The following is a 14,649-nucleotide window of genomic DNA, read 5'->3' as shown; positions in this document are numbered from 1 at the left end:
GTTTCATTGGTAATTTTGATGGATGTGATTCTTTGGTTATAAGTTGTTCCAAAGTGCTAGTTCAAAGCTTGTTCTTTGAGGCTAGCACTTTGGGTGCAACTTTATAGCCTTAGAATCACCCATCAGAATTACCTAGAAACTGGAACAAAAGTATGTTACTCATTTCGGCGAGTTATATGCATAAGTTCAGGTCTTAGTTGGGATATCTATATTGCAGAGTCATATAAGAAAAGTTTAATCTACATTGATGGAATTAAGAACTTGGAATCTATCATTGCATAAATCTATTCTAACTTTACTATTTTCAAAAACATTTTTAGAAAGTTCCCTTGATATTGCCTTCATAGGTTCTACATAGCTTGTATCACTTTTATAGTCACCTTCTACAACAAGAGATAAAATATAGAGTGCATCTTGCTTATCAATTTTAACATCCACTTTTGAACTAGGAGTGAAGTATCCTTCTGAATTTAAATAATCTCCAAGTTTTTTCGCTTGGGATTCTGTTATCTTATTAGTATAAAATAAATGATTTTCGCCATAATCAAGAGCATTTTTTGGTACGTAAATTGAGTATAGAATTGAAGCAGCAGACAACGAAAAAATCAAAAGCCCTATGATTACAGGAAGTAAATATGAAGCACTTTGCCCGCCATTTTGAATATGTTTATTATACAGCTTTAACTGGGTGAACATAAGAATTATTCCTAAAGCTATATTAATACTGAAAAATATGATAGAAGTATTAATTGATAATATAGGCAGCAGTGCAATAAGTGCTATAAATACTAAGATGCTTGCTAAAAGAAATATCCACTTCTTTTTTTGACTTCCAGATCGTCCATAATTCAAAGCACACATGATCCCAGCTGGTAGAAATGAGAAAAATACGGAAAATATAATAAATGATTTCGGATTCCACAGTTTTGTTATAGGTAATTTATTAACCTTTGTCATGAAGATGCCTCCTTAGAATTGTCTTTACAATAATTATATCATAAGTTTATGGAAGCAAAATATGTTAATTCCAATTTATGTAATAAATTTGGCTTTGAATAGATAAACGTTTTTACATTAACTTAACAAAAATTATAAATACTTTTAATAAGATTATGTTATATTTCAACTATATTTACAAGAGCTACTATAATAGCTAATAAGAAGAAATATGGGGAGATTATAATATGTTAAATTCATTAGTTGATAATTTAAAATATAATGAGGCAGAGGAGTTGGAAAATATATTAAATAGTAAAAATATAACTACAGTTTATCAACCCATTGTTTCACTTTTAGATGGGGAAATCATAGGGTATGAGGCGTTAAGCAGAGGGCCGATAGACTCACCGTTGCAAAATCCAGATAAGTTATTTAACGCTGCTCAGGTTTATAATAAAACATGGGAGTTAGAACAATTATGTAGAATAAAAGCTATTAAAAGAGCTACAAATATTGAAAAAAATAAATATCTTTTTATAAATGTAGATCCTCATATTTTTAAAGACGAAAAATTTAAGAAGGGCTTTACTAAGGAATTTCTTTCAGAACACAACATGTCACCCGATTGTATAATATTTGAGATTACCGAAAAGACGTGTATAGAAGATTACAAAGGGTTTAAACAGGCCCTTAGCAATTATGTAGATCAAGGATATAAAATTGCAATTGATGATACTGGATCAGGATATTCAGGACTTAAGATGCTTAATGAAACAAAGCCACATTATGTAAAAATTGATATGGATTTAATTAGAGATATAAATGAAGATTCATTTAAACAATCATTAGTAGAGTGTTTTGTTAAGCTATCGGAAGCAACGAATATGAAGCTTATTGCTGAAGGAATAGAAACAGAAGAAGAATTGAGAACATTAGTAAACTTAGGCGTCTATGCGGGACAAGGTTTCTTACTAAGTCGACCAGCAGGAACTTTTCTAGATATACCCAATCATATTAGAGATTTAATTGTAAGGTGTAATAAATTTAAGGATAATGTGTATTATAACTATCAGTCAAGCAGTATAGGCGAAATTGTTAGACATGATAGTCCATTTGGGCCTAAAACTTATTGTGGTGATATTAAAGAATATTTTGATTCTAACGATATTACTGGGGCATGTATAGTAAATAATGATGTACCATTAGGTCTTATTATGAAACATACGTTAGACTCAGCGCTTGCTACAAAATATGGTGTTGCAATTTTTACAAAACGTCCTGTTTCTTTAGTTATGGATACAAATCCTTTAGTTGTAGATTACAACACACCAGTAACAGAAGTTTCAAGGCTAGCAATGTCTAGGAAAACACAAAATATATATGATTATATTATCGTGACTAACAATAATAAATACTGTGGAATGGTTACAATAAGATCTTTGTTAAATTATACTACAATGCTAGAATGTAACTACGCGAGACAACTTAATCCCCTTACTGAGCTACCAGGTAATACCGCTATACAAAATAATATAATGAATATAATTAAAACAAAACGTAAATGTTGTATTCTTTATCTAGATCTAGATAATTTTAAAGTTTATAATGACACATATGGATTTGAAAATGGGGATAGGATTCTTAAATATACAGCTCAATTAATACAAGCTGAAATAAAATCACTTTTCCCTTATAATGGATTTATTGGACATATAGGAGGAGATGATTTTGTAAGTATTTTAGAAAATCCAATTGAAGAATGTGAAGAAGTGTGTGAAAAAATTATAAAGAAGTTTAATGATGGGATTTTAAATTTTTTTAATGAAAAAGACAGAAGTAATAGATATGTTACGGCCACAGATAGATATGGAAAAAATGGTATATTTCCACTTACTTCGCTTTCAATTGCAGGAATTTATGGTGAACTTAATGATTATTCAAATTCAGAAGAAGTAGGGGTAGCTGTAGCTGCAATAAAAAAAGAAGTTAAATGTATTCTTGGAAGTTGCTATTTAATAAAACCGGTTAATTGAATGTATTGTTTATTTTAATAAAAATATAATTAGTTGTTTTTATTTATTATTAATACAACTTATTTCCATAGATTTTCGTTAAGCGGAAGAACAATACACAGATGCAGAAAGTTAGTTGTGAATTTATGAGTTTATAAAAAATCTATATACATTGCTTAACTTGTAAAGTTTATAGCAATAAAAAATGCTTAGTACAGAAAAAACTAAGCATTTTTTATTATTTTAGAAAATTATAATTCAGTAATTTATACTAATTAATCTCTCCAAATATGCAATAGAGAATTTCGTGGACCTTTTGCAAATACGTCAGTTCTATTAGAGCCCCAAGAAACAGCCGCAGGATCTAAAGTGAAGGAACCACCGATTGTTTGCCAATCGCTCCAGCGCGAACCGTTCCATGTCTTTGTAATTAATTGGTTACTTTGATTTCGTGCAAATACATCTAGCCTATTAGAAGCTCGAGAAGATACAGCAGGGGCAGATGCTAAATTTCCACCAAGGTCTTCAAAGTCATTCCAACGAGAACCATCCCACCATTTATGATATAGACGATTTCCCTGACCACGAACAAATACATCAATTCTATTATTTCCCCAAGAAACAGCTGCTGGGCCAGAAGTTAGAACGCCACCAAGGTTTTCAAAGTCGCTCCAGCGAGAGCCGTCCCACCATTTGTGATAAAGAGCATTATCTGTTCCACGGACAAATGTATCTATTCTGTTGGCAGCCCAGGAAGAAGCAGCAGGTGCAGATGTTAAGACTCCACCAAGATTTTCAAAATCACTCCAACGAGAGCCATCCCACCACTTATGATACATTGCGTTATTTGAACCTTTACCAAATACATCGATCCTATTATTTCCCCAAGAAACAGCTGCTGGACCAGAAGTTAGAACGCCACCAAGGTTTTCGAAATCATTCCAGCGAGAGCCGTCCCACCATTTGTGGTAAAGAGCATTATCAGATCCAGTTACAAATACATCAAGCCTGTTTGCAGACCAAGAAGAAACCCCAGGAGAATATTTTAAAACTCCGCCAAGATCTTCCCATTTACTCCAACCACTACTAGGCGATGGAGTAGGATTTGGACCAGGAGCTGGTGAAGGTTTAATGTTTCTAAGAGTAAATTCAATTATAGATCTAAAAGTGAGATTAATAACGTTGTTAGGAACACCTAGAGAACGAAGAGAAAGAAAAATTGAATTATTTCTTCTTCTAAAGTCATTAAAAATTCTATTTACACTTTGATTTATATTTCCTGGATATGTTTGAGCATTATCTAAAGTGAAAGCAATAGCGGTTCTAAAATAGTTATCGCCAACTCCTTGGAGTAGTGAGAAAAGTTGAGGCATTTGATTACGCATTAATCTTAATATTCTATTAACTTCTTGGTCAGAAGCTCTATAAGAATCTGAGTGAATTTCTTTAGTCAATAAGTTTGAATCTTGAAATTCATAAGAATCTTCGTATCTATCAAATCTTGACATTTGATCATCATCGCCGAAATTTTTCATTTGTTCATCAAAAAATGGACAAATATTTTTCTGCATACAATACGGACAGTAAAAAAAATCATCATTATACATTGAGAATCTCCTTGTATTTTTGCTATGGCAGTAAAGCCTGTCTCATTCATTTTATGATTGCGGTTTAGGTATGTTACAGAGATAGTAAATTTAATATATATGTAGCAATTGAGTTTCTATATTCAAAAAAATAATAGATTTAAAGCAAGAGTATAAATACAGTAATGAAAGGCTTCAAGTTGTTATTGGAGATTTTGATTCATAAAATGAAAATAGAAAATATCAGATAAAGAATTGATAATAAATAGAAGGAAACTAATTTCTAAGAGTTGAAAAGTACTATTTTTAAAATAAAATTATATTACCTTGACAAATTTAAAAAGTGAAACTAAAATAATATATGTTAGAAATCTAACAAATTGATGGGAGCATAAGTATGGATAAAGAGGTACACATTGGGAAAAAATTGAGTATGTTATCTAGGAGATTGCATAGAAGAATAGATAAGGAAGCTTCACAATATGGTGTGACTGGAGTTCAAGCTAGGATTCTTGGATTCATATATCATAAATCAGATAAAAAAGACATTTTTCAGAAGGACATAGAAGAAGAACTTGATATTAGACGCTCCTCAGTTACAAGCGTACTTCAATTGATGGAGAAGAATGGGCATATTAAGAGAATAAGTGTATTAGAAGATGCACGTCTAAAAAAAATAGTATTAACAGAAAAGGGAATGGAAATTCAAAGAAATGTATATGAGTTTATCCTTAGAGTTGAAAAATCATTAAGAGATGAACTAAATGAGGATGAATTTAATATATTAGTTTCTTTAATTGATAGATTGGCTAAGAAAATTGCAGATTAATGCAATTTTTTTTGAGCTATTAGTTAGAAACCTAACAAAGAAGGAGGAAAATTATGATAAAAAAATTAGCAGGTTTTGTAGCAGAATTTAAAAGAGATAGTATTCTAACTCCTCTATATGTAGCATTAGAAGTAGTTATGGAAACAATTATTCCACTTTTGATGGCATGGATTATTGATAATGGAGTAGGAAAAGGTGATGTAAAATATGTAAGTATTGTTGGTGGAGCAATGATAATAACATCATTTCTATCTCTAACTTTTGGAGTTTTGGGTGGTGTACATGCATCTAAAGCTTCAACAGGGTTTGCTAGAAATTTGAGAAAGGGAATGTATTATAATATACAAAATTTTTCTTTCTCCAATATAGATAAATATTCTACAGCTGGACTTATAACAAGGCTGACTACAGATGTAACAAATGTTCAGAATGCATTCCAAATGATAATAAGAATGGCTGTAAGGGCTCCATTTATGCTTATATCCGCTACAACAATGTGTTTTTATATTAATGCAAAATTATCTATGATATTTATAGGCGCAATAGTTTTTCTTGGAGTTATATTATATTTCATTATGACTACAGTACACCCATATTTTGTTGAAGTTTTTAAAAAGTATGATGATTTAAATGCTAGTGTACAAGAAAATTTAACTGGAATTAGAGCAGTAAAGGCTTATGTAAGAGAAGATCATGAAACCAGCAAGTTTTATAAAGCTTCTGAAACTTTATACAAATATTTTATAAGAGCTGAAAAATTAATCATAGTTAATGCTCCAGCAATGCAATTTACAGTTTATACATGTATCTTGCTTTTATCTTGGCTTGGTGCAAAAATGATTGTTTCAAATACTATGTCAACTGGAGAATTGATGAGTTTATTTACTTATACTCTTAATATATTAATGAGTTTAATGTTCCTTTCAATGGTATTTGTAATGGTAATTATGTCTAAATCATCAGCTGAAAGAATTACAGAAGTTTTAAATGAAAAAAGTGATTTGGCAAATGATGAAAATCCAGTTTATGAAGTAAAAGACGGATCTATAACTTTTAATAATGTTGGCTTTTCGTATAACAAAGATAAGGACAACCTTGTTTTAGAAAATATCAATTTGAAAATTAATTCTGGTGAGACTATTGGAATTATAGGAGGAACAGGAAGTTCAAAAACTACTCTTGTTCAGCTTATTCCAAGATTGTATGATACTACAAATGGTAGTGTTGAGGTCGGAGGAGTTGATGTTCGAAAATATGATATAGAAACACTTAGAGATGAGGTTTCTATGGTATTACAAAAGAATGTTTTATTTTCTGGAACAATAAAAGAGAATTTAAGATGGGGAAATAAAGATGCCTCTGATGAAGAATTAATTGAAGCGTGTAAACAAGCGCAGGCAGATGAATTTATAGAAAATCTTCCAGATAAGTACGATACTTTTGTCGAACAAGGCGGAACAAATGTATCTGGAGGGCAAAAGCAAAGATTATGTATTGCAAGAGCGCTACTTAAAAAGCCTAAAATATTAATTTTAGATGATTCAACAAGTGCAGTAGATACTAAAACTGATGCTTTAATCAGGAAAGCATTTAAAGAAACAATACCAAATACTACAAAGATTATTATTGCTCAGCGTATTTCTTCAGTTCAAGATGCAGATAAAATTGTTGTATTAAATGATGGGAAAATAGATGGATTTGGAACTCATGAAGAATTACTAAAATCAAATGAAATATATAGTGAAGTTTACGAATCTCAAATGAAAGGGGCGAGCGACAATGAGTAAAGATAATGCTAGCAATAGACCTCCTAGAATGATGGGACGTGGCGGACGTGCTCCTGTAAAAGCCGATAAAAATTCTTTGAAGATACTAAAAAGATTATTAGCGTATATACTTAAAGAATATAAGTTTTTATTTTTCATGGTACTAGTAACTATTATTATAAGTTCTCTTGCTAATGTTATTGGAACGTTATTTTTAAGAAACTTAATTGATGATTATATAACACCACTTTTAAATAAATCAGGAGCAGATTTTGGACCTCTTCTTAAAATGATAATTACGATGGCAGTAATTTATTATGTCGGGGTTATATCAACTTATATATATAGTCGTATAATGATTGTAATCTCACAAGGATCTCTAAAAAGAATAAGAGATGATATGTTTGCTCATATGGAGAATTTACCAATAAAGTTCTTCGATACACATGCTCATGGGGATTTAATGAGCTTATATACAAATGATACAGATGCTTTAAGACAAATGATAAGCCAAGGAATACCACAATTATTATCAGCTATCATAACTGTTGTTAGTATATTTGCTTCAATGATATATTTAAGTATTCCTTTAACAGGTGTTGAAATTATAATTATATTATTGATGTTTAGAGTTACTAAAGTTATTGGCGCAAAGAGTGGAAAATATTTTGGTCTTCAACAAAAAGATATAGGTGCAGTAAATGGATATATAGAAGAAATGATGGAAGGGCAAAAGGTTGTGAAAGTATTTTGCCATGAAGAAGAGGCAAAAGCTAACTTTGATAGATTAAATGATATGCTCTTTAATAGTGCAAATAATGCAAATAAATATGCTAATGTCTTGATGCCTATTATGGGTAACATTGGATATATAAATTATGTAGCAGTTGCTATCTTTGGATCAGTTCTAGCTATTGGTGCATTTGGTGGATTTACACTTGGTGGACTTGCAGCATTTTTGCAATTAACAAGAAACTTTAGTCAAACAATTAATCAAATGGCTCAACAATTCAATTTTGTTATTATGGCACTTGCGGGTGCAGAACGTATATTCAAGCTTCTTGATGAAAAGAAAGAAACAGATGAAGGTTATGTTACTTTGGTAAATGCTAAGGAAAATGAAAATGGGGAATTAGAGGAGTGCAAAGAGCGTACTGGAATTTGGGCATGGAAACATCCTCATGAAGATGGAACTATTACGTATACAAAGCTTCTCGGTGAAGTAGTATTTGATGATGTGGACTTTGGATATAATGATGAAAAAATAATATTGCATAATATAAAGCTCTATGCTAAACAAGGACAAAAAATAGCCTTTGTAGGTGCCACAGGAGCAGGTAAAACCACTATTACTAATTTAATCAACCGTTTCTATGATATTCAAGATGGAAAGATAAGATATGATGGCATTAATATCAATAAGATTAAAAAGGATGACTTAAGAAGATCTCTTGGAATAGTACTTCAAGATGCTCATCTTTTCACTGGAACAGTAGCAGATAATATTAGATATGGTAAATTAGATGCTACAGATGAAGAAGTAGTTGCAGCAGCAAAACTTGCAAATGCAGATACATTTATAAGACATCTTCCAAATGGCTATGATACAGTTCTTACAGGAGATGGAGGCAGTCTTTCACAAGGTCAAAGACAGCTACTAACAATTGCTAGAGCAGCAATAGCTGATCCACCAGTTTTAATCTTAGATGAAGCAACTTCAAGCATCGATACAAGAACAGAAAGAATTGTTCAAGAAGGAATGGATAAGCTTATGAAAGGAAGAACAGTTTTTGTAATTGCTCATAGACTTTCAACAATTAAAAACTCTGATGTAATTATGGTATTAGACCAAGGTAGAATTATTGAAAGAGGAAATCATGATGATCTAATAAAAGAAAAAGGTAAGTATTATCAATTATATACAGGAGCTTTTGAATTATCATAAAGCTGAAATTTAATGACCACAAAATTGTGGTCATTAAATTTTTTATTCCTTAGAAACTTATAATTCAGTAAAATATATGAATAATTTTTTGAACATATTAATTAGCTTGGTTTAGTATTTTTGAAGAATAAAAAATAAATAATATTCACTTGCATAAAATGCTCTTATATGCAGAATAAAACTCTTATTAAAAGACAATCTATGAGTATAACTAAGTATAGGAGGGTCTTGAAATGAGTGTATTTAAAAAGATACTTATATTTACTACAATTTCATTTGTAATAATAATTATGCTAATAGGTAGTATTTCGAAAAGTTTAGCAATTAATTTAAATGGGGCTTCGATAATTCCAGTAAAAGTAGCTATGTTTCAATCTAGAGAAGATGATCAATATAACATTGAGGTTAGAAAGAGCTTAGAGGAGATTCAGAAAGAAAATAAGGGCAAGGTTGAGTTTACTTTTTTTGATGGAAAAGGAAATCAGGTTATACAAAACGAAAGTATTTACGAAGCTATTGATGATCAGTTTAACTTGTTTGTAATAAATCTGGTTGATACAAAGGTGGATACTATAAGTGATGTAATTAATAAAATTGAAAAAAATAATATACCATTAATTTTGGATGGAACACCTAATAAAGATATATTAAACTTTATTACTCCTTACAAGAGTATTGTTTTTCTCGGAACAGACACTGAACAATCTGGAGTTCTAGAAGGTAATATAATTGTTGATTCATGGAATGCCAATAAGGGAGCTATAGATAAAAATAAAGATAACATGCTTCAATATATTATGCTTCAGGGAAAGATAGATCATCCTGGTACTATTGATAGGACAAAGTACTCTATTTCAACAATCAATGATGCGGGAATAAAAACCCAGGAACTTGCAATACAAAACTGTAATTGGGATGAGGAGTGTGCTAGGGCTAGTATTGATTCCTTGTTTTTAAGATATGGTAATAATGTTGAAGCAATTATAGCAAATAATGATGCTATGGCCATAGGAGCTGTTAAAGCGCTTCAGAAATATGGATATAATAAAGGTGATAAAAATAAAAATGTTTTGGTAGTTGGAATTGATGCAATTCCAGAAGCTATGGAATTAGTTGATAAAGGATTTATGACCGGGACAGTTATTCAAGATGCAAATGCAGAAGCTCAAGCAATATATTCTGTAGGCATGAACTTAGTTAAGGGAAAAGATCCTCTAGAAGGTACAAAATACAAATTTGATGATAATAGAATTTTACGTATGCCTTATCGTGAATATGTAAAATAAATTAGAATTTGGAGAATTATTGCAATGTAATATTTCTCAGTAGTATAATTATGGTAGTTTTATTGTTATGGGGGATACAGAGAATGAATAATGTAAATGTTGGATGTCCTAGATGTGGGAGTTTAAATGTCAGAGTAGTAAGTGATATTACTGAAACTACGAAAGGCTTTGGCGCGGGAAAAGGCTGCTTAGGATATATATGTTTAGGTCCTATTGGATTGCTATGCGGAATGCTCGGTATGGGAAAAACTAAAACTAAGACAAATACGTATAGGGTGTGTGCAGATTGTGGGGCAAGATTTAAATAATGTAACGGATAAGAAAACAAAGTTCTGGATACTTCTTATGAAAGCTGGTGCACTTAGTGGCTGCCATCAAATGTATGAAAGGAGTTTCAGTTTTAGGGGATTTCAATTTCCAGTGTGTGCAAGGTGTACTGGAATTTATTTGGGTTATATAATTGCAGTGATTTTGTTTGTAGTCAAAGCAAAGATTAGTTTAAAGATGTGTGGAGTATTGATTTTAATTATGATTTGTGATGGTTTACTACAATTATTTAAAATTAAGAAATCAACTAATATTAGAAGGCTAATTACAGGAGTTTCATTTGGAATCGGATTAGCTTTCTTATTAATGTATGCAATTAAAACATTATGTGAGAAATTATAAATATATAAAAATTATTCAATTAAGAATTGCAGATGAAGATATTGTCATCTGTGATTTTTTTTATAAAAACTCATTTTAAATAGATGATTTTAAAAAAATAAAGGAAAAATACAGAATAATGTAGAAATAAAGTATACTTAGAGTAAGAAAAAATGTATTATAGATATAGGAATAATGCTATTATAATCTATACTACCTAAAAGGGGGATATTTATGAAAAAAGGGGAAACTAAGTATACGGTTTCGATCAAAACAAAACTGCTTGGAATCATTATTCCAATGCTAGTAATAGTAATTTCATTGCTTATTTTTATTTCTTACAATAAGTCTAAAAATATAATAACTAACTCAGCTAATGATTTGCTAGAAACCTCAAGTAAAAAGCAGGTTGATCAAATTGAATCATTGTTAAATGAGAACTTGTCATCATTTAAAACTTTAAAAGATTCGTTAGAGGTTGCGAATTTAAGCGAAAAACAATTACAAGACTTACTAAATAAATATTATGGATACAGTGATAATTACAAAGAAGGATTTTACATAGCTGATGAGAGTGGAAAGCTATTTAAAGCAGAAAAATCCAATAAATCAGATAAAGATGTGCTTAACTCAGTGTGGTATAAAGAGGGACTTACTCGTGTTAATATGGCATTTGGATCACCATATAAGAATGAATTTGGTAAGAATGTTGTTAGTGCTTCAGCAATATTGAATGATAAATCAGGAAAGATAAAGATTTTTTCTGTGGATCTTTCACTGGACAAGGTATCGATAATTGTAAATTCAATGATTGAGATGCATGATGCAGAAGCTTTCTTAATAGACAGTAGTGATAAAACAATAGTGGCTAATAGAGATAGTGAATTAATTTCCACTAAACTTGATTCCAGCAATGATAAATTTTTTACAGATGTTTCAGGAAAAATTGAAAATAAAGATTACAATTCATGCGAGTTAGATAATAACAGGGTTGTTTTTAAAGAAGTAGAGGGAACAAATTGGATTCTTGTATCATATGTACCTACAAAATCTATTTTATCAGAACTTATAAAGCTTCGTACTTTTATGATTTTAATAGGCATTATCTCTATTATTATTTTAGCTGTTTTAGTGGAGCGAGTTGTACAAGTAGTTATAAAACCTATTAGAAAACTTACAGACACAATTGTATCTATGACTAATGGAGATTTTACAGTTGATGTGGAAATAAGGGGTAATGATGAAATTTCAGTTATGCTGAAAAGTGTAAAAGAGTTTATAACAGTAATGAGAAATATGATAAATAATATTAGCATAGTATCAAATAAAATGAGTGAACAATCTGAAGGCGGTATAAGAATCTCTACAGAGTTATATGATTCATCTAAACTTCAATCTGAGTCTATGCAGAATTTAAACCTCACAGTAGATCAGTTATCAAGTTCTGTAGGAGAAATAGCTGAGAATACAACAACTTTAGCTAATGTCGTTTCTAATACTAGAGATGATGGCAATAATGTGAATGATAAAATGAAGGAAACTATTAAAATCTCAGAAAAAGGCATAAAAGATATGGAAAAAGTAAGCGTAGCTATGGAAAATATAAGGACTTCAATAGGATCCCTTGAGCAGGCTATAAGCAACGTTGGGAAATCTTCAATTGAAATAACTAGTATTATAAATGTTATTGGAAGCATTGCAGAACAAACTAATCTTTTATCGCTTAATGCATCAATAGAGGCAGCTAGGGCTGGAGAAGCAGGAAAAGGCTTCGCTGTTGTAGCAAGTGAAATAGGCAAATTAGCTAATACAAGTTCTCAATCTGTTAAAAATATTTCATCTATTGTAAATGAAATTAACAAACTTGTTTCGGATACTGTAAAGCAATCACATGATAGTGCAGAATATATTAATGAAAGTAGTTATTTAATAAGTGGAACAGTTGATACATTTGATAATATTTTCAATAAAATTAATTCAGCAAATGATCTAATTCAAGAAATGATTGAAAAAGTTGGACATTTAGATGATGTTGCAACAACTGTAGCCGCTATAGCAGAGGAACAAGCAGCAAGTTCAGAGGAAATTTTAGCAACGTCAGAAGTCATGGTTGATCAATCAAATAATATTACTAAAAATAGTGAAAAAGTAGCTAATGATGCAGAAACTTTAGCAAATACATCTGATGAACTTAGCAAACAGATTCAAATGTTTAAAATATAGGGATATTTTTTATTTTCTGGGAATTTACATTAGAGTAAAATCTATGGGTATTGTGATACTTGCGAGAAATAAATTATCAAAAAGACAGATTTAGAAGGTTTCACAGTCACCTGCAATTTTGTTCTATTAGACTTTATGATTATTACATAACGAGTTTTAAGGGGGAAGTATATAGTATGAGAAAGAAAATATCTATATTATTAACTATAATTTTGATGTTTGTTATGGTATCAGGATGTAGCTCAAAGAGCAGTTCTTCATCAAAGAAAAACGTAAAAATTTTATTATCAATTTCAGATGCTTCAGATACATTTCGTAGTATACTAGCAACAAGTGCAAAAGATTTTGCTGATAGCGAAAAAGTGGATTTAGTTATTAAAGATGCGGCAGGTTCTATAGAAACGCAAGTGTCTCATATGAAAGAGGCAGCTTCTGGTGGATATAATGCTATAATATGCACTCCAGTGGATTCAAGTACAGGGCTACAACTTAAAAAAGCTGCAGGAAATCTTCCGATAGTATTTATGAATAGTAGTCCAAGCGAAGATTTGCTAGAGAAAGATAAGTACATTTATGTATCTTCAGATGAAAAGGTTGCAGGGCAATATCAAGCTGAATATATTGCAGATTATTTGAAAAATAAAAATAATATTAAAGTGGTTTTATTAAAAGGTGAGAAGAACCATGCAGCTACTAAAGGGCGCACGAAGGCAGTAAAAGAAACTTTCAAGGAAAAAGGAATAGATGCGGATTATGTTTTTGAGGATAATGCAGATTGGAGCAGGGCAAAAGCTAAGGAGATGTTTAATATATTCCTGTCTACAGGTAGAAAATTTGACTGCGTAATTGCTAATAATGATGAAATGGCACTTGGAGTAATGGATTCATTTAAAGAAAATAAAATCGATACTTCATTAATTCCGATTGTGGGAATTGATGCTACGTCAGATGGATGCAAGGCTATTGTAGATGGAGGTTTACAATTTACTGTTTATCAGTCTGCGAAAGACCAAAGTAAAAATGCTGTTCAGGCAGCTATTCAACTAGGATCAAATGGTGAGTTATCTAATATGGAAAATTTAGCACAGGATGGTAAACATATATGGGTTCCATTTGAAAAAGTAACAAAGGATAACGCGAAAAATTATATGAGTTAATTTTATATTAATAGTTTTAATAAATTAATCATATAAAATTCAAAGAAATGATAGTAGTTGATTTTAAGATGTGGTTATTTGATAATTACGTCAATTGCAGTATAAAAAGGTTATTTCAACTAATAGAGAAGACTTAAGTCTATAAAATATACTAATCAAAATCTAATAAATAAAGTCGTGCATGTAGTTAATATGCACGACTTTATTTATTATTTGGGGCTATATCACTAATAGGTTTACTATTTGAAAATTACTATT

The 14,649-nt window shown here is 30.6% G+C and carries 11 protein-coding genes; 9 read left to right on the top strand and 2 right to left on the bottom strand.

Features of this window, described 5'->3' with window-relative positions:
- Nucleotides 1–234: 234 nt before the first annotated feature.
- Nucleotides 235–957 (bottom strand): hypothetical protein, encoded by a 723-nt coding sequence (locus PZA12_RS16960; RefSeq protein ID WP_078117466.1) that lies wholly within the window; start codon nucleotides 955–957, stop codon nucleotides 235–237.
- 227 nt (nucleotides 958–1,184) lie between these two features.
- On the opposite strand from PZA12_RS16960, the gene PZA12_RS16955 reads away from it, so the two are divergent.
- A complete protein-coding gene (locus tag PZA12_RS16955) occupies nucleotides 1,185–2,972 on the top strand; it encodes a GGDEF domain-containing protein (RefSeq protein ID WP_078117467.1) in 1,788 nt (595 codons plus the stop codon).
- A gap of 254 nt (nucleotides 2,973–3,226) precedes the next feature.
- Here the strand turns inward: PZA12_RS16955 and PZA12_RS16950 are convergent, their stop codons facing one another.
- Nucleotides 3,227–4,558: a DUF346 domain-containing protein gene (locus PZA12_RS16950; RefSeq protein WP_078117468.1), complete on the bottom strand. Its 1,332-nt coding sequence runs from the start codon at nucleotides 4,556–4,558 to the stop codon at nucleotides 3,227–3,229.
- Between the two features lie 376 nt (nucleotides 4,559–4,934).
- On the opposite strand from PZA12_RS16950, the gene PZA12_RS16945 reads away from it, so the two are divergent.
- The 8 genes from PZA12_RS16945 to PZA12_RS16910 all read left to right on the top strand — a co-directional run bounded on the left by PZA12_RS16945 (nucleotide 4,935) and on the right by PZA12_RS16910 (nucleotide 14,391).
- Nucleotides 4,935–5,366 carry a MarR family winged helix-turn-helix transcriptional regulator gene (locus PZA12_RS16945; protein WP_078117469.1) on the top strand — a complete coding sequence of 144 codons (432 nt, stop codon included), beginning with the start codon at nucleotides 4,935–4,937 and terminating at the stop codon, nucleotides 5,364–5,366.
- Between the two features lie 53 nt (nucleotides 5,367–5,419).
- The gene (locus tag PZA12_RS16940; RefSeq protein ID WP_078117470.1) at nucleotides 5,420–7,153 is read left to right on the top strand and encodes an ABC transporter ATP-binding protein; all 1,734 of its coding nucleotides are present in this window, start codon (nucleotides 5,420–5,422) and stop codon (nucleotides 7,151–7,153) included.
- A gap of 31 nt (nucleotides 7,154–7,184) precedes the next feature.
- The gene (locus PZA12_RS16935) at nucleotides 7,185–9,077 is read left to right on the top strand and encodes an ABC transporter ATP-binding protein (RefSeq protein ID WP_103698754.1); all 1,893 of its coding nucleotides are present in this window, start codon (nucleotides 7,185–7,187) and stop codon (nucleotides 9,075–9,077) included.
- Nucleotides 9,078–9,310: 233 nt separating this feature from the next.
- Entirely contained in the window at nucleotides 9,311–10,363 is a 1,053-nt protein-coding gene (locus tag PZA12_RS16930) for a galactose ABC transporter substrate-binding protein (RefSeq protein WP_078117472.1), read from the top strand.
- Between the two features lie 83 nt (nucleotides 10,364–10,446).
- Nucleotides 10,447–10,671, top strand: coding sequence for a hypothetical protein (locus PZA12_RS16925; RefSeq protein WP_078117473.1), 225 nt, complete (start codon nucleotides 10,447–10,449; stop codon nucleotides 10,669–10,671).
- Nucleotides 10,652–11,032 carry a DUF2085 domain-containing protein gene (locus PZA12_RS16920; RefSeq protein WP_338481368.1) on the top strand — a complete coding sequence of 127 codons (381 nt, stop codon included), beginning with the start codon at nucleotides 10,652–10,654 and terminating at the stop codon, nucleotides 11,030–11,032. The genes PZA12_RS16925 and PZA12_RS16920 overlap by 20 nt, the downstream gene beginning before the upstream one ends.
- A gap of 213 nt (nucleotides 11,033–11,245) precedes the next feature.
- Nucleotides 11,246–13,234 carry a methyl-accepting chemotaxis protein gene (locus PZA12_RS16915; protein WP_078117474.1) on the top strand — a complete coding sequence of 663 codons (1,989 nt, stop codon included), beginning with the start codon at nucleotides 11,246–11,248 and terminating at the stop codon, nucleotides 13,232–13,234.
- Between the two features lie 176 nt (nucleotides 13,235–13,410).
- Entirely contained in the window at nucleotides 13,411–14,391 is a 981-nt protein-coding gene (locus PZA12_RS16910; protein WP_078117475.1) for a substrate-binding domain-containing protein, read from the top strand.
- The last annotated feature ends 258 nt before the right edge of the window (nucleotides 14,392–14,649 follow it).

This window comes from Clostridium beijerinckii, from assembly GCF_036699995.1.
GTDB lineage: Bacteria > Bacillota > Clostridia > Clostridiales > Clostridiaceae > Clostridium > Clostridium helianthi.
Note: the sequence above shows the minus strand (reverse complement) of the source record. Positions and strands in the feature narration are given on the sequence as shown.